The organism is Variovorax sp. 22077 (assembly GCF_052044195.1).
In the GTDB taxonomy this organism is placed as follows: Bacteria; Pseudomonadota; Gammaproteobacteria; order Burkholderiales; family Burkholderiaceae_C; genus Variovorax; species Variovorax atrisoli.
Window position 1 is genome coordinate 40,679 of the sequence record NZ_JBQEQC010000026.1, and the last position, 19,216, is coordinate 59,894.

The following is a 19,216-nucleotide window of genomic DNA, read 5'->3' on the forward strand; positions in this document are numbered from 1 at the left end:
CCTTACTGTCTACCAGCATCAATAGCTGGCACGAAGAGTGACCATGACATTGCGCGGCTCGCCCCAAACGCTGTAGAAGCGTGAAGGAACGCGGGCGTAGTAGGCCTTGTCGAAGAGGTTGTTCACGTTGACGGTGGCGAGCAGATTCCTGTTGATGCGGTAGCCCACTTGCGCATCGAACACCGCGTAGCCGCGCTGTGGATCCGCGCCACGGTTGGTGGTGCTCTGTGCACGCACACCCGCGCCCAGGAACCAGCCCCGCAGATCCTTGTTTTGGAACTCGTAGCGCGTCCACAGCTTGAAGCTGTTGCGCGGCTCCTCGGCCGAGTAGATGGCGCCGAGTTGAGTGGGGTCGTCGATGTAGCGGGTGAGCAGGCGGGTGTAACCGGCATAGATGTCCCAGCCCGGACGGATGCGGCCGGCCACTTCCACTTCCCAGCCCTGGCTGCGCACCTTGCCGCTTGCCACATAGAAGGTCGGGTTGTTTGGATCAGCGATGGCGCGGTTTTCATCATTGATCTGGAAGGCGGCAATCGAGGCGTTCAGTTGCCCGTTCAGGAACACGCCCTTGGAACCAACTTCGAATTGCTTGCCCTCGCGCGGCTTGAGTGCAGCGTTGCCCAACGCAAGTTGCGTCTGCGGCTGGAAGATTTCCGTATAGCTGCCGTATACAGAGATGTTCGGCTGCACGTCATATACCAAGGCGACCTGCGGTGTGAACTGAGTGCCAACGCCCGGATCCTTCTGCCACTGGCCGACCGTGGGCAGGATGTTCTGAGAACGGCTCTCATAACGGCTGAGCCGCCCGCCCAACGTCAGGGTCAGCCGATCGGTGAGGTGCGTACGCAACTGGCCGTAGATGCCGGACTGCTCACTGCGGCTGTTGGACCCAAACTTGAATGGGATAGGCCGTTCCGGCACTTGGATGTTGTGCAGGTCCACGTCAGGGATCTGCACATTGCCGCTGAGCGAGGTCTGGCGGCGCCAGGCCTGGTTGAAGCCAAGCACGACTTCGTGTTTCATGCCCGCCAGATCGAACTTGCCCGAGATGTTGGCATCGAGACCGCGCCAGAGCGTGTCGCCGTCCTGCGCCTGTAGTGTGTAGCGGGAGTGATAGTTGAAGCCCGGGCCGGGGTTCACGTAGCCATAGCGTGAGTTCCCGTCTACGCTCCGGTCGAGATATACCACCTTGGCTTGCCAGTTGCTGTTGAAGCGGTGGCTCAGCTCGGCAAAGTACTCCCTGGTGGTGTTATCAGCGCCGCTCCAGTCCGTGCCGAAGAAAGTGGAACGAGGCAGGCGAACAAATGAGCCGTCCGCATGGACGCCCACGCCGTAGTCGATGCCGCGGTCATGTCTTTTCTGTGCTGTGGCTGAGAGGGTGAGCAATGTGTCCGGCGTGAGATCGGCTTCGATCACACCGTAGCCCATGAGGCTGCGGTCACGACCCTTGTCCAGAAAAGTGCCATAGCTCTGGCCGGCCAACACGACGCGTCCGCGCACGCTGCCGCTCTCGTTGAGTGGACGAGAGATGTCCAACTCCGAGCGGCCGCGGCCCCATGAACCAGCCGACAGCGTGACTCCCATGCTGGGCTCTGCGGTAGGACGCTTACGCACCATATTCACCGTGCCGGCAGGACTGCCTGCGCCCTGCAACACGCCAGCAGGACCACGCAGCACTTCGATACGGTCGTACATGGCCAGATCGAACTGGCTGAGATACTGTAGGCCGTTGTTGGCGGGAATGCCGTCATATTGCACGTCCGACTGGTAGCCACGCGCCTGAAAGTAAGCCGTGCCGTCGCCATACGGAAACGTTGTCACACCCACCACTTGACGCAGCGCGTCTTCTACGGTCATCAGGTTCTGGTCTTCAATCTGCTGGCGTGTGACCACGGAGACTGACGCAGGCACCTCCTTCCACGGCACGGGGATCTTGGTACCGACGGTCACTTGACGCGGTGCGTAGCTGCCCGTTCCCTCCGTAGTAGCGCTTGCTTCGGCACTCCCCTGCACCACAACGGTTTTCAGGGTGTAGGCGTCGCCGTACGCCAGGGCGGGCTGAGCCATGCGCTGCAGCTGCCATGCGCCGCTGACACCACGCACCGCCTTGAGGCCGGTGTTGCCCAGCAGCATCGCCAGGCCATGCTCGGTGTCGAAACGGCCTTGAAGACCTGCCGTGCTGAGGCCCTCCACCAGCGCGCGCTCGAAGCTGAGCGTGATTCCGGACTGGGTGGCAAAGGCATAGAGCGCAGCGTCAAGCGGACCGGCGGGTAGGTTGAAAGCCTGCGCCGCATCCTGGGCGGCACTCTGTGCCGGTGCGACCGCCGTCTGCGCTGCCGCGCTCAGGCTGGACAACGCGCATAGCGCAGCGGACAGTGAAATGGTGTTGAAAGCCTGCTTCAGGCGAACGGGGGCATGGGCCGAAGCCTTGCGCGGTGAGGTATGCATGAGAACGTTGCTTCAGGGATTGGAGACGCGCTTTAAAAATCAGCGCTTCATTCCCTTGTCGAAGCAGCTCCGGAAAGGGGCCATGCAAGTCTGCCAAGAGATACGTCAGCGGCGGCGACGCCTCACTTCAGATCCCGTCTTCCCGTTGAGGCGGCAGGTTCAACGTCTTGCCGACTTCAAAATCGGTCATGCAGGAAACCCACCTGGCGATGGGAGAGGCGCCTGTTTTCAGGTGCCTTGCGACTTCGCGGTCAGCGTGACCCAGTACCGGGTGCGTTCGCGAATCGCGAGGGAAAGGGATTCCGCAAGCGCTCGCAGTGTGCGGTCTGTATCGTCGAGCTGGAACACGCCAGAGATGCGCAGGTTCGCCACTTCCGGCGCGCAGCCTAGAAAGCCACGGCGGTAGCGGGCAATTTCCGCCGTCAAATCGACCAGCCGCATATCGCGCGCCACCAACACACCATCACGCCAGGCGGCGGCGTTGTCATCCGCAGCCCGTGTGCCACCTGTACGGTGCGCATCGAAATCGGTCTGCATGCCAGCGTGCAATTCCACTGCCTGGCTGGCGTCCGAACGAGCTGGCCGGATGCGCACTGCATGCTGCAGAACGGCCACGCGCCAGCGCGCGTCTCGCAGTTCTCTCACCAAGAAGCGTGTACCCAATGCACGCACACGGCCCGCATTAACCACTACTTCCAGTGGAGGCAATGGCAGAGCGGAATGCGCCGTCTCCACCAGGACTTCACCGGCGACCAGCTCCAACGCGCGCTCGGTGGCGGTGAACCGCACGTTGACGGCGCTGCCCGTGTTGAGCCAGATACGGCTACCGTCAGCCAACGTTTCGGTGCGGCGCTCGCCCACGGCGGTGCGGTATTCGGCTGCCCATTCGCGACCGAAGGTGTGCCACATCCACCATGCGAGGGGTGTGGCCAAGGTCGCGGTAACCACACCACGAACCGCCTGGCGCCTTGTGCGGCCTGCAGCGCTCAGCGTTTTGAGACCCACGTCCTGTGGCACCTGCGCCAAGAGCAGACGCAACTCCTGCGCAGCCTGCCACGCTCGTTCGTGATCGGGACTGCGATCACGCCAAAGCTTCAAGGCGCGCAGATGGCTCTCATCCAGCTCGCCGGCGTGCTGTAGCACCATCCAGTGTGCTGCTTCCTGGGCCAGCAGGGTCCGCTGCGTGTCCTCGAGTGCGTGCGCGTTCACATCATTGCCGCGATGCAAAGCGCGAATCCTGACTGCATGTCGCGCTTGACGGTGCGTACAGAGATGTTCATGCGACGCGCGATCTCATCGTAGGTAAGGCATTCCAGCTGCGATAGCAGGAACACCTCGCGCGCACGCGCACCCAGTGCGTCCAGCATCTTGTCGATGCGCTGCAGCGCCTGCAGCACCATGTGGCGGTCTTCGGGTGAACAGGCCAAGGGTTCCGGCTGATGCGCCAGCGCTTCCAGATAGGCGCGCTCCAGTGTCTGCCGACGGAAATGGTCCACCAGCAACCCATGCGCCACTGCACGCAGATAGGCCCTGGGCTCGCGCAGGCCCCCTGGCGCCACCGTGGCTGTACGAGGGCGCATGAATGCCATGAACGCATCCTGCGCCAGATCTGCCGCATGCTGGACATCGCCCAGCTTGCGCTGCAGCAATGACTGCAGCCACCCGTGGTGATCGCGGTAGAGCTGCTCTAGGCCGTTGTGCTCAGCTGTTTCAGAGGATGAGAGTGCGATGGGCATGGAGCGATCACCATGACATGGCTTACCCAAAAATGAGAATTGTTCTCATTATATCGATGCAAGAGAAAGAGGCGGGTGCCGCCTGGTGCACCACGTCCGCGTTCAGCTTGTAAAGCCTCGCGATTGCCGCGGCAGAAGCATCCGGACGCCGGCACGCGTCCACATAAGTCATCGCGGACGCGCTGCTTGACGACTCTCAGGGAATCAAGACAACTTCACCGTGCACTTGCGATACGGGTGCCCTGCGGGTCCATGTGACATTCCGCGAACTTCGAAACCTCGAAAACAATGAGCCAATCTCTAAGATGCGCCCACAGGGATGGCCGCTGACGTCGGCAGCGCATGCTGGCGTGTATCGACGTAGTGTCGTGTAGACAGTGGACGCTCTGCGGTGCGCGATGACGGCACGGGGTTCACCCTGGTACCGACGAGGAACGGTCAGGGCAGGACATCGCTGCAACGGTGCGACGCAACAGAGTTTTCTGGCAAATCGGACGCGTCGCGGGTCATCAGTGGGATGAGTTTCCGCCCTTTGAGAGCAGTTCTCTCGCCATCTCTATCGCATGCTCACGTGAAGTAGCAAGAAGTAGAGGGTGGCCCCAGAACTTGGCAAAAAGCACCGCAAATGCCTTCAATCCAAGACGTTTTGCCGAATTGGGTTCGACCAGGATCATTGCCAGAACCAACCTGCGCAATTCGGCCTTGTGCTTTTTCATCCAGAGCGCGGTACGCTTCTTTTGTTCCGGCGAGTGCTCGTGGTCTTCGGCAGGCACGGTGTCGGTCAAGATAACGAATGGCTCTCCGCGCTGCAAATTTGCTTCGAATTCGTCGAAGTCCTTCTGGTGGTCATAACCGACTTCTTGGGTAAGGCTCATCCAGACCAAGGGGAAGTCAGAACTGTTCATCGACATTGCTGTTTCCTTTGCTCTTAATGCGACGCCAGGTGACCACGATCGCGGAGACACCGGGCAACGTAATGAAGAACACTGCCGAAAAGGCAATGTGCCAACCGTCGCGCAATCCGTCGGAGATTCCACCGAGGGTATTCAGGACGACGAGCAGGCTGCCGAGGACCAGCGCAGCCCACTGGGCCTTACGGGTTCCGATCAGCGAGAGAAGCACCGTGACGATCCAACAGCCATAGATCGCGGGAAACACCCACAGTACTCCTGGCTCGAACGTGATCTCCGGTTGCGCTCCCTGTGCTCTCACGAAGTCGTTCACGTAAAAGAACAACTGGAAGGCGACAAAAAGCACGGCACCAGCGGCTGTCGTCAACCAGCACAAGGCGATCTTGTTCGGATTGTTCGTGGCCAAGTCCTGGTCGTGGCGTAGGGGGGATTGAAGGAGCATCGGAGCTTTCTCGATCATCAATGACTGTGTGTCTGCGATCCCACGGCCTGAAGCATCGGCTGCGAACAAATCAGTACCTGTAGTTCAGCGTCACCATCACGTTGCGCGGTGCGCCATAACTCACGGTGTCGAAATCGCCCTTCTGTAGCGCGTATTTCTTGTCGAACACGTTGTTGATGTTGACGGCGACGTTCATCTTTTCGGTGAGGGCGTAACGCGCCACGAGCGACACCAAGGCATAGGATCCCTGTTCTCCGCCGAGCGAACTGGTTCCCGTGTTGGGCGCCTGGTAGAAGCGGCTTTGCCACCGGACGCCTCCGCCTAGCGTCAACTTGCTCCATTCGCCGGGCAGCTGGTAGATAGTGAAAAGCTGGACCGTGGTCCGAGGTATTTGCGAATTCAAGCGGACGCCATTGCCATCTTGCGCAGTGAAATGGGTGATGCCTGCGTAGATGTTCCAGCCACGCGCCAGCTCGCCCTGCAAGTCCAGTTCGATTCCGCGCGACTTCGTTCCATCAGCACCTCTATAGGCTTGGGCGCCTCCCGGCGTATAGGTGCCTGCAATCATCTGCGCCGCGTTGTCCAGCTCGGTCTCGAACAAAGCAACCGACGCATTCAGACGCCCGTCCATGTACGCGCCCTTGAGGCCGATTTCCTTGGTTTTTCCCTTCGACGGCGTGAGCACGTTGCCCTTGCTGTCCCGATAGTCAGTTTGCGGATTGAATATGCCTGTGTAGCTCACATAGGCCGAATAGGTCTTGTCGATGTCGTAGATCAGGCCCGCATACGGAGTGAATTCACCGCTTTTTTTGTAGTGCAACGACGAGCCACCGACGTCGTCGTCGATTTCGTAGTTGCTGAAGCGGCCGCCGACGACGAGTTTCAGAGGCTCTGCCAGCGAGAACCGGGCTGCGCCAAAGACACCGCTCTGCTTGATTCGTGTGCGGGTCGGTATCGAAGCCATGGCGTCGAAGTTGGGGCGGGGAAAGGCTGGGCTCAGTTCATAGACATTCACAGGCGCAAAGCCTGGATAGAACGGAGCGATATCCTCTTGGCTAACCGTGCGGCGCGAACTCGTCGCCCCTACCACCAAGTCATGCTGACGGCCAAGCAGTTCGAACGAACCGCTCGCCATCACATCGAAGGTGTTTTGACGGCTGCGACCTTCGGATGCCAGCGCTACCGGATAAGCACCGTAAGGGTAGGAGCCCAGTCCCGTGGCGCGATCGGGGCGGCCGATCAGGCCGAGCAGTTCGGCATCGTATCCAGTACGGTATTGGTTGGCGACGGCTCGGAGTTTCCAGCCGTTGTCGAAGCGGTGCTCGATCTCCGCGAACGCCGTCTTGAGGGTGTTGTTCCAATGGCTCCAGTCCTGCGCGTAGTTCCTGGAGCGCGAGTATTCCGCCTGCGTGCCGTCGCTGAACCATAGCGGCAACCCTCCCCAGGTGGAGCCCTTCGGCGTGATGTCCTGGTAGTCATAGCCTAGGCTCACCGTCGTGTCTGGCGTCAGATCTGCCTCGACGATGCCGTAGAAAGACTTTCTCTGCGGCTTGTAGCCGTCGACGTACGAGTGCCCGTCCTGGTAAGTTCCTACCATGCGCGCGCGGATGCGGCCGTCCCCGGTCAACGGCGTGGAGATGTCTGCCATGCCCCGGTAGGTGTCCCAACTCCCTGCACCGATCGAGGCAGACGCCGAGAAGTCACGGGTCGGTCGTTTGCGCACCAGGTTGATTGCGGCCGAGGGATTACCAGTGCCGGTCAGCAAACCAGCGCCGCCGCGCACTACCTCGACACGATCGTAGAACGCGGTATCTACGGAACCGATGCCGCTTCCGTTGACGATGTTGCCGACGTCGGTAAGTATGCCGTCGTACTGAACGTTGTTGATCAAGAAACCGCGTGAGTAGAAACTCGTTCGTTCGCTGTCGGACTGATACGCCGAAACGCCTGTAGTGTTCTCCAGCACGCCCTGCACGGAATTCAACTGCTGATCGTCCATGCGCTGGCGCGTGATCACCGTCACCGCCTGCGGGGTCTCCTGCAGGGACAGCGGCAGGTGCGTCGCCGCTGCGGTTTCGCCCGTGGTGTAGGAGCCAGTACCTTCGGTCGTCGCCGCATCCATGCGGCCCGTCACGGTAATGGCCGGCAAGGCAGCCTCATCCTGAGACGTTCCCCCCGCCTTGGTTTGGATTTGCCCTGGCTCAGCGGCGGATGCGCCCTGCGCGCTAATAAAAACCGCCGCCGCGACTGCCGAGCCCAGCACGGTGCGGGGCGAGCTCCTCTGGGCGGGCTTGCAAAGCACATTCAGATGAGGATGGGCGGCGCCCTCTGTGCGCACATCGACTGGCCAACGGGGCTTTCCAGCAGTTCTGAAAACGGACATCAACAAGACTCATTTGCATTTAGATGCCGTATTTAACGATGAAGACAAAAGGATCGATGGCGAAACTGGGCCAGATTGTTATTCACTTAGGCCAAGTGCGATGACTCCCTACGGAATGGCCGTAATGAAAAATATTCTGACCTGATTTCGCAATGAAGCATCCAATAGGCATGGTTACGCTGCTGCCGATCGTGGTTTGCCATGGCTCAGCTCCGCGTCCACGGCCGGCCGAACAAACGCTTTGTTCTTATCGAGGAAGCCCTTATGTCCCCCTTTTGCCGTTGTATGCGGACTCTGCGCAGCCAGTCGGGCGCCTCCCTGACACGGGTAGTCGTTGAGAGAAACGCATGAGTACCGCCACCATTTTTCGGGCCAAACCCGTTGCCATAAGCGTCGTCGGACTTGTCGTGGTCTTCGGCCTGCTCTATGCATGGCGCACCACTCGCGGCGGTGGTGCTGAACTCCACACCACGCCGCCGCTGCCGGTTTCGACGATCCGCGCCCAAACTCGCAGCGTGGCCGATGAGTTGCAGGCCGTCGGCAGTTTGCAGGCCGTGCGGGAGGTGCTGCTGGCTCCCGACACGTCGGGCCGCGTGACCTCCATCCATTTCGATGCCGGCCAGACTGTCAAGGAGGGCACGGTCCTGGTGCAGCTATACGACGCTCCCGAACAGGCGGATCGTGCCGCTGCGGTGGCCAAGGCCGAATTCGCCCAAGCTCAACTACGGCGCTCTCAGGAACTGGCACCTACCGGCGCCGAGCCGCGCGAATTGCTCGAACAACGCAAGGCAGAGGCCGCCCAGGCGGCGGCGGCAGTCCGACAGTTGGACGCACGGATCCAGCAGAAAAGCATACGTGCGCCGTTCTCTGGCCAGATCGGCCTCCGACGCATCAATCCCGGACAGTACCTCAACGCCGGCGATGTGATCGCCACCCTGACCCAGCTCGACCCACTCTACGTGAACTTCACGCTTCCTCAGCAGGACTTGCCCAAACTGCCTTCGGGCGCCTCGGTGCAGGTCACAGTGGACGCCGCGCCTGGCAAGGTGTTCACCGGCAGGATCAGCAGCATCGAACCACGCATCAATGACGAAACCCGCAATGTGGCCGTGCAGGCGCTGTTGCCCAACGCCGACCGACTCCTGAAATCCGGGATGTACGCGACGGCGCGGCTGAGCCTGCCAGCCACGGCCGACGGCATCGTGCTGCCGTTGACCGCCATCCAGACGTCCGCTTCCGGCGACAGCGTGGTGCTCGTGCAAGATGTTGACGCGCAGGGAATCGGCAAGGCGGTCGCCGTGCCTGTCATTGCGGGTCGCCGGCTAGGCGAAGAAGTCGTCGTGAGCCAAGGCGTCAAGGCTGGCGACATTGTGGTGATGGCCGGCCAAAATCGGTTGCCGCCCGGTGCGACGGTGAAGATCAACGCGGAGGTGGCTGCCGCAACGCCGCGTGCAGCTCCGGCTGCCACTCCCGCCGCTAACGCACGGTAGAGGACGTCGCCATGCATTTCACCGACATCTTCATCCGCCGCCCCATCCTGGCACTGGTCGTCAGCCTGTTGATCCTGCTGATCGGGGCCACCGCGCTGTTCCTACTACCCGTACGGCAGTACCCCTATCTGGAAAACGCCACCATCACTGTCAACACCACGCTTCCGGGGGCGACGCAGGACGTGATGCAGGGTTTCGTCACCACGCCAATCGCACAGTCCATCGCCACGGCCAGCGGCATCGAATACCTCACTTCGACCACCAGACAGGGCACAAGCGAGATCAAGGCGCGCCTGGTACTCAACGCCAACGCCGATCGAACGATGACGGAGGTCCTCGCCAAGGTGCAGCAGGTCAAGTATCAGTTGCCGGCGGGCGTCACCGATCCGGTCATCAGCAAGTCCACCGAAGGCGGCACTGCGGTGCAGTACGTTGCCTTCTACAGCAAGACCCTTTCGATCCCGCAGGTGACGGATTTCGCATCACGGGTGGCGCAACCGCTTTTCACCAGCATTCCCGGGGTGGCCTCGGCCGACGTCTTTGGAGGCCAGTCGCTGGCCATGCGCATCTGGATCGACCCGGTAAGGCTTGCCGCTCACGGGCTGTCGGCAGGCGAGATTTCGGCCGCGCTGCGTGCCAACAATGTGCAAGCCGCTCCAGGCCAGCTCAAGAGTTCATTGACTGTCACCAACATCAGTGCGGCTACCGACCTGCGTGGTGTGGAGGACTTCCGCCAGATGGTCGTCAAGTCCAGCCCTGGCGGCGGCGTGGTGCGGCTCTCTGATGTCGCCACGATGGAAGTCGGTGGTCAGAACTACAACAACCTGTCGTTTGCCACGGGCGTGCCTGCGATCTTCGTTGCCATCCAACCCACTCCCGACGGCAATCCATTAGAGATCGTCAAACAGGCCAACGAACTGCTGCCCAAGATCCGAGCGATGGCGCCTCCGGGGCTCACCGTCGCTCCGAACTACGACGTCGCACGATTCGTCAATGCCTCGATTGATGAAGTGAAGCACACGCTGATCGAGGCTGTCGCGATCGTGATCGTGGTGATCTTCCTGTTCCTCGGGACCTTCCGGGCGGTCATCATTCCGGTGGTCACCATTCCACTGTCGCTTATAGGAACGGCGGCACTGATGCTCGCCTGCGGCTTCTCGATCAATCTGCTGACACTGCTGGCAATGGTGCTGGCGATCGGCCTCGTGGTGGACGATGCGATCGTCGTCGTGGAGAACATCCATCGCCACATCGAGGAAGGACTGACTCCCGTGCGCGCAGCATTGCTCGGCGCGCGCGAAATCGTCGGACCAGTGATCGCGATGACGATCACGCTGGCGGCGGTCTATGCGCCCATCGGCATGATGGGCGGGCTGACCGGCGCGCTGTTCAAGGAATTTGCTTTCACGCTGGCCGGCTCGGTGATCGTCTCGGGCGTCGTCGCGCTGACGCTCTCGCCGGTGATGAGTTCGATGCTGCTCAGTTCCAAGCAAGGCGAGGGACGGCTGGCGAAGCGTCTCGAACACTACATGTGTGCTCTGACGGCATTCTATGGACGCATGCTGGCCCACACCCTGGCAGCCCGCGGCGCGGTCTTGCTGGTCGGCGCGGTGGTGTTGGCGGCGATCGTGGTGTTGTTCACCGGCACTCGCCACGAACTGGCGCCCACCGAAGACCAGGGCGCGATCATCGTCGTTACCAAGGCGCCGCAGTATGCCGGCGTGAGCTACACCGCACGCTACGCCCAACAGATTGAAAAGCTATTCGAGTCGATCCCGGAGTTCGATAGCAGCTTCATGAACATCGGCGACTACGCCGGGGGCCAGAACATGATGATTGGCGGTGCGATCCTGAAGGACTGGTCACAGCGCAAGCGCTCGGCCGCCGAAATACAGGGCCAGATCCAGGCCGCCGGCGGCGCCATCGACGGCGAGACTCTGACAGCCGTGCAGTTGCCGCCGCTGCCGGGTTCCAGTGGCGGCCTGCCGGTGCAGATGGTGCTGCGCTCGCCCGACGGCTTCAAGACGCTCTACGAGACCGGCGAGAAGATCAAGACCGCGGCCTATGCCAGCGGCCTGTTCCTCTATGTGCAGAACGACCTGTCGTACGACAGCCCACAGGCGCACATCACGATCGACAATGCGAAGGCCAGTGAAATGGGCGTGACCATGCAATCGATCGCCGATACCCTGGCCGTGCTTGTCGGCGAAAACTACGTCAACCGCTTTAACTTCCACGACCGCTCTTACGACGTCATCCCACAGGTGCGAGGTATCGAACGCATGACGCCGGACGACCTCGGGCGCTTCTACGTCAAGGCGACTTCCGGCGCGCTGGTGCCGCTATCGACCGTCACCCACGTCGAGATGCGTCCGCAAGCCAACCAACTCACCCAGTTCGGGCAGATGAATTCGGCCACGCTGGAAATGCTGCCGGCACCGGGCGTGAGCATGGGCGAAGCGATTGCGTTCCTGCAATCGCAGCCGTTGCCACCTGGCACCAGCGTGGATTGGCTCAGCGACAGCCGCCAATTTGTGCAGGAAGGCAACCGCCTGCTGGTGTCGTTCTGCTTCGCACTGGTGGTCATCTTCCTGGTGCTCGCGGCCCAGTTCGAAAGCCTGCGTGATCCGCTGGTGATCCTTGTGACGGTGCCGCTGGCGGTCTGCGGCGCACTGGTCCCCCTGTGGCTGGGTTATGCGACGCTCAACATCTACACCCAGATCGGACTGGTCACGCTGATCGGGTTGATTTCAAAGCACGGCATTCTGATGGTCACATTTGCGAACCATATCCAGCACCACGAAAACCTGAGCCGCGTGGAGGCGATCGAGAAGGCTGCGGCGGTGCGCATGCGTCCCGTACTGATGACAACGGCGGCGATGGTCGCAGGTCTGGTGCCCTTGCTGTTCGCAGACGGCGCGGGTTCGGCCAGCCGCTTCTCGATCGGCATCGTGGTGGTGATGGGCATGTTGGTCGGCACCTTCTTTACGCTGTTCGTGTTGCCCACCATCTACAGCTTCATCGCAAAGGACCACCGTGCAGCGGCGGAAAGTCCCCGCGCTCGCGAACTCGCTACTGCGGAGGCTCCCAATGTCGCGTTCTGAACCGATCCTTCCCGTGCCTGCTGCTTCGCGTGCACCCACGTTTCTCCTTGGCCGCGTGGCCTTGATGGCGGTCGTCGCTACCGCGGTCAACACAGGCTGCGCCAGCGGCCCTGACTATCACCCTCCAGCCACGCGGCTGACCGCGGCGGGCTCCTTCGTCAGCCAGCCAGCGGATACGAACGCCGCTGCATCGCCGCAGCCGGACTGGTGGAAGCTATACAACGACGCGGCGCTCGGCAATCTGGTGCAGGACGCTTTGTCGGCGAATACCAGTCTGCGCGTGACGCTGGCCAACCTCGACCGTGCACGGGCCATCTACACGGAAGCGCGAGGCGGCCTGTTCCCCTCAACCAACGTGTCCGCCGGCGTGGGCTACGGCCGCGACCAGACAACATGGACTGGAACCGATCGGGCGCCGACGCAATGGAGCTACAGCGGCGGGCTCGAAATCGCTTACGAAGTCGACCTGTTCGGCCGAGTCAAGCGCGACATCGAGGCCGCACGCAGCGATACCGATGCGGTCGCCGCCGCCCATGAGGCAGCCAAGGTCGTCGTCGTCGCCGAGACGACGAGGGCTTATATAGACGCCTGCACCTATGGCGAATCCATCGATGTCGCGCGCTCGTCCATTGAGCTGGCTCGGCGCAGCCTGGATCTGGTCAACCGACAGGAACACGCCGGCTCGGCGTCGCATCTGGACGTGGAGCGGGCCGGCGTCGCGCTGGCCCGGGCCCAGTCCAACTTGTCGCCTTTACAGGGGCAGCGAGATGCCGCGTTGTTCGAACTGGCCGCGCTGACCGGCCGCGCGCCCTCGCAAGTGCCCGAATCCGCGCGCACCTGTACAAAGGCGCCCGAGATCGCGCAAGCACTGCCGATCGGCGATGGCACTGCACTGCTGCGTCGCCGCCCGGACGTGCGCCAGGCCGAGCGCCGGTTGGCCGCCGATACCGCACGCATTGGCGTGGCCGTGGCTGATCTCTATCCGCGCGTCACACTGGGCGCGTCGGGAAATTACCTGCGCAACGACTATCTGAAAGGCAATCGCACCTTGTCGTTCTCTTTAGGGCCGTTGATCTCCTGGAGCTTCCCCAACACGATGGTCGCACGCAGCCGTGTCGCGCAGGCCAAGGCGCAAGCCGCTGCGTCGTTGGCCACTTTCGATGGCGCAGTGCTGAATGCGCTGAAGGAGTCCGAGCAATCCTTGAGCACTTACGGTGCCGCCATGCAGCAGCGTCAGGCGCTGATCGAAGCTCGTGACCGGGCTGATCGGGCCTTCCAGTTGGCAGATCAGCGCTACCGCGCCGGATCGATCAGCTACCTTGACGTGATCGTGGCACAGGGCACTTTGATCGACGCAAGATCGCAGTTGGCCGCCGCCGACCAGCGCGTAGGGTCCGCACGGGTCGGCGTGTTCAAGGCGCTTGGTGGCGGATGGGAACTGGCCGCGGCGCGTTAGCTTCGAGGGGAACCGGCGAGGTGGTGCCTCCACCATCTCGCCGGGACCGAGCTAGCCATGAGCCACGCCGCTTTCGCGTCGCGAAAAACGACCGATGTCTGCCATAGCGAAGGAACAATAGATGGAGCCCTACGATCACTCACCTCCGATCGTCGACTTGATTGCGTCATTCGGCAGCAAGAAGCCGCCATCAGGCAAGCACAAGATCAAGCACTTTGCGGCAGCCCGTGCGGAGGCCGGATCGCCGACCTCGTCTCAGGAAAGACGTTTGACGGCGAAGGGGCTGCGACCGACGAAGGCTCGTGCCAGCGTGTTGAGCACATTGGAGAAAGTCGCCCCGAGCTGTCTGGACGCCAGCCGGATGTATCGCATCCTCAGCACGCAATTCGACAGGCTCTCGGCAGGATCGATCTACCGGGCACTGCATGATTTATGGACTGCTGGATTGTTGGTCCGCACGGAGGGCGCGCGCAGGCGCGCGTTCTACGCAATCAAACCAGAGGCGCTAAACGACCAGTCCGACACACTGCGATGCCAATGTGGCGAACGGCTGGTTTTCATTGAAGACCTGGCGCTACGTGAACACCTGCGATCACGGGCATTCGGCGAGGGCTTCGCTGTCGACGAAGGTTCAATCTTCACGATCACCACGACGTGTGCGAAATGTCGGTAACTCCGCAAGGCGGGATCGCATGCGATGGAGGTTAGGCGGTCGTCCCGGGCCAAGTCAGCCTGATCCGGTCAGGATGAGATTTCATCAGGAAGCATGATGCCGGGCACGGACGCAAGCTCGGCGCCGCTCATGCGATCCGAGAGGTATCGTGCTGGAGGCTTGCCCACCGCCTTGCGGAACATCGTCACGAATCCGCTGGCGTTTTCGTACCCGAGCTCCAACGCCACCGTTTGCACGTTCTCACCCTTGGTCAAACGTTGAAGCGCAAGGATCACATGAAGCTGCCGACGCCAGCGCCCGAAGCTCATTCCAATTTCGTGCAGCAGAAGACGGCTCATGCTTCGCTCGCTCATGCCAATGCGCACAGCCCAATCGGCCTTCGAAGTCTTGTCCGTGGGATCGGCCAGCATCATTTCCGCGAGGCGACGCAATCGGGGGTCGCGCGGCATTGGCAGATGCAGATCTTCCACCGGCGCTGCCGCCAACTCATCGAGCAACGCGGCGATCAGCCGGTCTTCCCGCCCCCCCAGCGCGTATAGCTCAGCAAAACCGGCCACCTTCAGCAGCAACTCGCGTAGCAACGGCGATACAGAAATCGTGCAGCAGGTTTTCGGAAGGTCTGGCGCGGCATCCGGCTCGACGAAGAGGCAATAGCATTCCGTTTCACCCGACCCTCGGGCCGCGTGCGGCAAGTCTCCCGGTATCCATATGGCGCACTGCGGCGGAACGATCCAAACGCCGTCTTCGATCTCGCAGTTGAGGATGCCGCGCACGGAGTAGATCAGTTGAGCCTTGCGGTGCTGATGCCTCGCGTTTTCCCAGCCCTGCGTCACCGAAGTGGCACTCAGAGCAACAACGGGTCTAGGGACGTTGTCGACATCCTTGGGCACAGTGAAATCCACGATGGCGACGCTCGACATGGTGCGTGTTGATATCTGCAAGGAAGAGGAAGGGCGTCCTATTTGAAAAACATTATGGGAAACTTTCGCAAATTCGTCTAGGTACTCGATATCGCGAGGTTGCGCACCGCCGCCTTGCTTGCGCTATGGGCGCTCACTGGGGCGCAGGTGGTGCGGGCGCTAGGGATGCCCACCTCTGCACAAGCTGCTGGAGGGCGTCCGTCGACAAATACAAGCGGCGCCCCATATATCTGATCGCGATCAATTCATTCGATGGTGAGTACCTCGACACATGCGAGGAAGCAGTGGCGTGACCGCGTGCGCAGAGGACGAGCGAAGTACGAATCGCTGTCGCCCGTTCCGCTAGCTGTAGATGCAAGAGCAACAGCTCGCCGATTCATCGACGAGTTCTAGGCTGCTAAGCCAATTGAGCCAAGCGGTATTCACAAAGGCCAAGAGTGATGCCAAGCTCGAGCAACTTGTGGTGCAAGAAGTACGATTGCCGTCGTAGCGTCTCGTGTCGGCCAGCGGGGCCCGCTCTTCCTGCAACACCGTCCGAACGCTCAGTGGCGCCGTCGATGGGCCCTGAGCCGATCCAGGGCGCTGACGACATGCTCCACGCTGACGTGCCCGGACGACGGGCGGCTCTCCAACTCGACCGCCGCGATCACTGCATCCAACCCGGCCATCAACAAGATCGCCAGCGAGTGGTCGCCGGCGACCTGGTGCAGCCGATCGCGGTGCAACAGCTGCGGCGCTTCAGGCATGTCCACGAAGGTGCGCCGTTCCTCAGGGTTCCGGCTTGCGCTGTACCAGCAGGATATTGCGCTGCCAGTCATAGCTGGCGCCTCGGGGAATCGCTAAGGCCGCGGGCCCCGCGGTGCACATTTTGGTTGAAGTTCGCCGCTATCGCGGCGGTCTCCCCTGGCGCTGCTGACGCTGACATCCCCATCGGGGTGGTGCAGCCGTTCACCGGGGCCAGCGTCCGGATTGGCATCCCAGTAAAGAACGAGGTCGTGATCTGGCCCAAGACCGTTGCTGACGGCAGCCCTTTTCTCTCCTTCTGTGCCGGCGACTTCGACCCTCGAGGCGAAGGTGGCTTGCGGCGGATCGGCCAGTACTTTCATCGACAGTGCAGCAGGCCGGATATCCCGATCACCTTGCTGCACTTTCACGCGGAGGCGACTGGGTGATCGATCGACACACCCAGCACATCCTCCGCCAAGTGTTCAAGCAGTCGAATGGTCCACTCGATCACCTCGGTCTCGCTGAGTGCCTTGTCGGCAAGCCAGCCAAGCACCAGCTGGTCATGAAAGCCTATCCAGGCGCGCAGGGACACCCGCATGCGTTTGGTCGGCCGGGCAATGCCCAGCACAGCCATCACCTGATCGATGGCTTTGCCGCGTGATTCTTCCCAAATCTTCGCGATGGAGTTGCTGAGCGCCGCATTGGACGAGCGAGCCCGAAAGATCGCATCCCCCTCCCTCTGCTTGACGGCACGCATGTGCGCGCGCAGGAACGATGTGATCCGCTGGCGCGCGGTGTCACCGCGAAACGATGTCAGCTGTGCCTCGTCCATTCGCGCCGCAGCTGCGCGGCTGACCTCGGCATAGAGCTCTTCCATCGAACCGAAGTGATGGAACAGAAGCCCGTGAGCCACACCGGCTTCCCGCGCGATCTCCGACGCCGGCACGTCCAGAAACCCCCGGCTGGCGAACAGTCGTTCGGCGGCCGCGAGCACTCGCTGCTTGCCGGTGGGTGGCTTTGCCGCGCCCGGCCGCGCAGACCGCGGTCCCGGCGAATCAAGGGGTTCGTTCATGCAAGAAATCATATCCCCGTGTCTGGCGGCCAAACCGCCACCGCCCCCGGGAAAACCACAAGACCAGAGATATGACAGTCTCCTAAACTGATTGACAGTCAGTCAATGTAATTCGAATCCAGATGATTTCAGATGCATCACCTACCGGCTCAGAGCGCTTCGACGTGCTCGTCGTGGGCGGTGGCCCCTGCGGCTTGGCCGCAGCCATCGCGCTGGGGCGCTGCGGCGTCAAGACCTTGCTGGTCGAGAAGCATCCTTCCACCTCGTTTCATCCACGCGGCCACGTGGTGAGCGCGCGGACCATGGAAATCCTGCGGACCTGGGGTCTGGAGGAAGCGGTGCGCTCTCGGGGAATTCCTCACGATCGCAACCAAGGCATCGCGTTCGTGCGCTCCCTGGTCGGCGAGCTCATCGGGGAGATCCGTACCTTCGCGGATCCGCTGCGCAACCGGCTCGCCGAGACGCACGGCCCGAGCGCCAAGACCTCCTGCCCCCAGGATGCCTTCGAGCCTGAACTGCTGCGCGGCGCGCAGGGCCTGCCTTCGGTGACACTGCGTTTCGGCACGCGCGTGGACGCGCTCGGCCAGGATGCGCACGGCGTGCACGTCACCGTCGAAATGCCCGACGGCGAACGCCGGCAGGTGCACGCGCGGTACGCCATTGCCGCCGACGGCGCCCGCGGTGCGCTGCGCGAACAACTCGGCATCGGCATGAGCGGCGCCGGCGTGCTAGGCGATCAGATCGGCGTCTACTTCGAGGCCGATCTCTGGCGGTGGGTGGCGCAGCGTCCCAACCTGCTCTGGTGGATCTACAACCCCCGGACCGTCGGCGTGCTGATTGCCCTGGACGGGCGTCGCCGCTGGACCTACAACTTCTGCTACGACCCCGCGAAGAGCGCCCCGGAGGACTTCACCCCCGAGCGTTGCGCGCAGATTGTGAAGGCCGCCGTCGGCGCTGCCGACCTCGACCTGAGCGTGCGCGACGTTCGTGTGTGGCGCATGCAGGCGCGTGTGGCCGAGTCGCTTCGCGCCGGGCGCGTGTTCCTGGCCGGCGACGCCGCCCATCCGCTGCCCCCCACCGGGGGCCAGGGCATGAACACGGCCATCGGCGACGTGCACAACCTGTGCTGGAAGCTGGCCCTGGTGGTCAACGGCGTGGCCCTTGATGCACTGCTTGACACCTACGGCGAAGAACGGCTGCCCGTCATTCGCTTCAATGTCGAGCAGAGCGTGCGCAACGCCAGGAACATGGAGGCCAGTGGCCTGGGCGGCATTCTCAAGACGCACGAGGATTTCCGGGAGGACGACATCGCTCGCATGCGAGAGGCGATCCCCGCGCAGCGCGAGCACTTCGACTATCCCGGCCAGACCTACGGCTACAGCTACCGCTCGACGCTCGTCTTCGATGACGGCAGCGTGGCCGCACCGACCGAGGTCCACAGCTACCGCCCGTCAGCCATGCCGGGCGCACGTGCCCCGCACTGCTGGCTGCGTCGCCCGCAAGGCAGCGACCTCTCCACGATCGACCTGTTCAAGGATCTGAATTTCACGCTGCTCGCGGGCCGTCTCGGCCAGCGGTGGCGGGCTGCCTTCCGCCAGATCGCCTCCGAAGCGGGCCTGACGGCGCAGGCCTTCGTGGTCGGGGCGCAGGGCGACCTGATCGACAACCTGGGCGCCTTCCAGGACCTGTACGGCATTAGCGCCGACGGCGCCGTGCTGGTGCGTCCCGACGGGCACGTCATGTGGCGCTCCTGCGGAGGTCACGAGTCCCCCCACGACGTCTTGCGCAATGTGCTTGCCTCCGTGGTCGGCAACAGCCAGCGCCTGGGCACGCCACTGCCCCTGGCGTCCTGACC

Annotated in this window: 13 protein-coding genes and 1 pseudogene; 5 read left to right on the forward strand and 9 right to left on the reverse strand. The window is 62.3% G+C overall.

Annotated features, from left to right (window positions below; translation table 11 throughout):
* Nucleotides 1–18 precede the first annotated feature (18 nt).
* From ACTJLF_RS28865 to ACTJLF_RS28890, 6 genes are all read right to left on the reverse strand, one after another.
* On the reverse strand, nt 19–2,448 hold the full coding sequence (locus ACTJLF_RS28865) for a TonB-dependent siderophore receptor (protein WP_440884378.1): 2,430 nt from the start codon (nt 2,446–2,448) through the stop codon (nt 19–21).
* 228 nt (nt 2,449–2,676) lie between these two features.
* Nucleotides 2,677–3,675, reverse strand: a complete 999-nt coding sequence (locus tag ACTJLF_RS28870; protein ID WP_354426284.1) for a FecR domain-containing protein — start codon at nt 3,673–3,675, stop codon at nt 2,677–2,679.
* A complete protein-coding gene (locus tag ACTJLF_RS28875; protein WP_440884379.1) occupies nt 3,654–4,184 on the reverse strand; it encodes a sigma-70 family RNA polymerase sigma factor in 531 nt (176 codons plus the stop codon). The genes ACTJLF_RS28870 and ACTJLF_RS28875 overlap by 22 nt, the downstream gene beginning before the upstream one ends.
* A 509-nt stretch (nt 4,185–4,693) precedes the next feature.
* Complete coding sequence (locus ACTJLF_RS28880; protein WP_440884380.1) at nt 4,694–5,095, reverse strand: hypothetical protein; 402 nt, start codon at nt 5,093–5,095, stop codon at nt 4,694–4,696.
* The gene (locus ACTJLF_RS28885; protein WP_440884381.1) at nt 5,076–5,606 is read right to left on the reverse strand and encodes a hypothetical protein; all 531 of its coding nucleotides are present in this window, start codon (nt 5,604–5,606) and stop codon (nt 5,076–5,078) included. The genes ACTJLF_RS28880 and ACTJLF_RS28885 overlap by 20 nt, the downstream gene beginning before the upstream one ends.
* A gap of 1 nt (nt 5,607) precedes the next feature.
* Nucleotides 5,608–7,920, reverse strand: coding sequence for a TonB-dependent siderophore receptor (locus ACTJLF_RS28890; protein ID WP_440884382.1), 2,313 nt, complete (start codon nt 7,918–7,920; stop codon nt 5,608–5,610).
* A 347-nt stretch (nt 7,921–8,267) separates the two neighbouring features.
* On the opposite strand from ACTJLF_RS28890, the gene ACTJLF_RS28895 reads away from it, so the two are divergent.
* The 4 genes from ACTJLF_RS28895 to ACTJLF_RS28910 all read left to right on the forward strand — a co-directional run bounded on the left by ACTJLF_RS28895 (nt 8,268) and on the right by ACTJLF_RS28910 (nt 14,643).
* Entirely contained in the window at nt 8,268–9,410 is a 1,143-nt protein-coding gene (locus ACTJLF_RS28895; RefSeq protein ID WP_440884383.1) for an efflux RND transporter periplasmic adaptor subunit, read from the forward strand.
* A gap of 11 nt (nt 9,411–9,421) precedes the next feature.
* Entirely contained in the window at nt 9,422–12,514 is a 3,093-nt protein-coding gene (locus ACTJLF_RS28900; RefSeq protein WP_440884384.1) for an efflux RND transporter permease subunit, read from the forward strand.
* Nucleotides 12,501–13,970 (forward strand): efflux transporter outer membrane subunit, encoded by a 1,470-nt coding sequence (locus ACTJLF_RS28905; protein WP_440884385.1) that lies wholly within the window; start codon nt 12,501–12,503, stop codon nt 13,968–13,970. The genes ACTJLF_RS28900 and ACTJLF_RS28905 overlap by 14 nt, the downstream gene beginning before the upstream one ends.
* 121 nt (nt 13,971–14,091) lie before the next feature.
* Nucleotides 14,092–14,643: a Fur family transcriptional regulator gene (locus ACTJLF_RS28910; RefSeq protein WP_440884386.1), complete on the forward strand. Its 552-nt coding sequence runs from the start codon at nt 14,092–14,094 to the stop codon at nt 14,641–14,643.
* A 68-nt stretch (nt 14,644–14,711) separates the two neighbouring features.
* Here ACTJLF_RS28910 and ACTJLF_RS28915 read toward each other — a convergent pair whose 3' ends face one another.
* The 3 genes and pseudogenes from ACTJLF_RS28915 to ACTJLF_RS28925 all read right to left on the reverse strand — a co-directional run bounded on the left by ACTJLF_RS28915 (nt 14,712) and on the right by ACTJLF_RS28925 (nt 17,361).
* Nucleotides 14,712–15,563, reverse strand: a complete 852-nt coding sequence (locus ACTJLF_RS28915; protein WP_440884387.1) for an AraC family transcriptional regulator — start codon at nt 15,561–15,563, stop codon at nt 14,712–14,714.
* 474 nt (nt 15,564–16,037) lie between these two features.
* A pseudogene (locus tag ACTJLF_RS28920) lies at nt 16,038–16,391 on the reverse strand (IS21 family transposase); the annotation flags it as partial.
* Nucleotides 16,392–16,713: 322 nt separating this feature from the next.
* Nucleotides 16,714–17,361, reverse strand: coding sequence for a TetR/AcrR family transcriptional regulator (locus ACTJLF_RS28925; RefSeq protein WP_440884388.1), 648 nt, complete (start codon nt 17,359–17,361; stop codon nt 16,714–16,716).
* Nucleotides 17,362–17,483: 122 nt separating this feature from the next.
* Here ACTJLF_RS28925 and ACTJLF_RS28930 point away from each other — a divergent pair, with 122 nt between their 5' ends.
* Nucleotides 17,484–19,214 (forward strand): FAD-dependent monooxygenase, encoded by a 1,731-nt coding sequence (locus ACTJLF_RS28930; protein ID WP_440884389.1) that lies wholly within the window; start codon nt 17,484–17,486, stop codon nt 19,212–19,214.
* The last annotated feature ends 2 nt before the right edge of the window (nt 19,215–19,216 follow it).

Excerpts from the sequence above, each read along its gene's own strand:
- ACTJLF_RS28865 (WP_440884378.1), bottom strand. The coding sequence starts at position 2,448 with ATGCATACCTCACCGCGCAAGGCTTCGGCCCATGCCCCCGTTCGCCTG.
- ACTJLF_RS28875 (WP_440884379.1), bottom strand. The coding sequence starts at position 4,184 with ATGCCCATCGCACTCTCATCCTCTGAAACAGCTGAGCACAACGGCCTA.
- ACTJLF_RS28880 (WP_440884380.1), bottom strand. The coding sequence starts at position 5,095 with ATGTCGATGAACAGTTCTGACTTCCCCTTGGTCTGGATGAGCCTTACC.
- ACTJLF_RS28890 (WP_440884382.1), bottom strand. The coding sequence starts at position 7,920 with ATGTCCGTTTTCAGAACTGCTGGAAAGCCCCGTTGGCCAGTCGATGTG.
- ACTJLF_RS28895 (WP_440884383.1), top strand. The coding sequence starts at position 8,268 with ATGAGTACCGCCACCATTTTTCGGGCCAAACCCGTTGCCATAAGCGTC.
- ACTJLF_RS28900 (WP_440884384.1), top strand. The coding sequence starts at position 9,422 with ATGCATTTCACCGACATCTTCATCCGCCGCCCCATCCTGGCACTGGTC.
- ACTJLF_RS28905 (WP_440884385.1), top strand. The coding sequence starts at position 12,501 with ATGTCGCGTTCTGAACCGATCCTTCCCGTGCCTGCTGCTTCGCGTGCA.
- ACTJLF_RS28910 (WP_440884386.1), top strand. The coding sequence starts at position 14,092 with ATGGAGCCCTACGATCACTCACCTCCGATCGTCGACTTGATTGCGTCA.
- ACTJLF_RS28915 (WP_440884387.1), bottom strand. The coding sequence starts at position 15,563 with ATGTCGAGCGTCGCCATCGTGGATTTCACTGTGCCCAAGGATGTCGAC.
- ACTJLF_RS28925 (WP_440884388.1), bottom strand. The coding sequence starts at position 17,361 with ATGAACGAACCCCTTGATTCGCCGGGACCGCGGTCTGCGCGGCCGGGC.
- ACTJLF_RS28930 (WP_440884389.1), top strand. The coding sequence starts at position 17,484 with ATGATTTCAGATGCATCACCTACCGGCTCAGAGCGCTTCGACGTGCTC.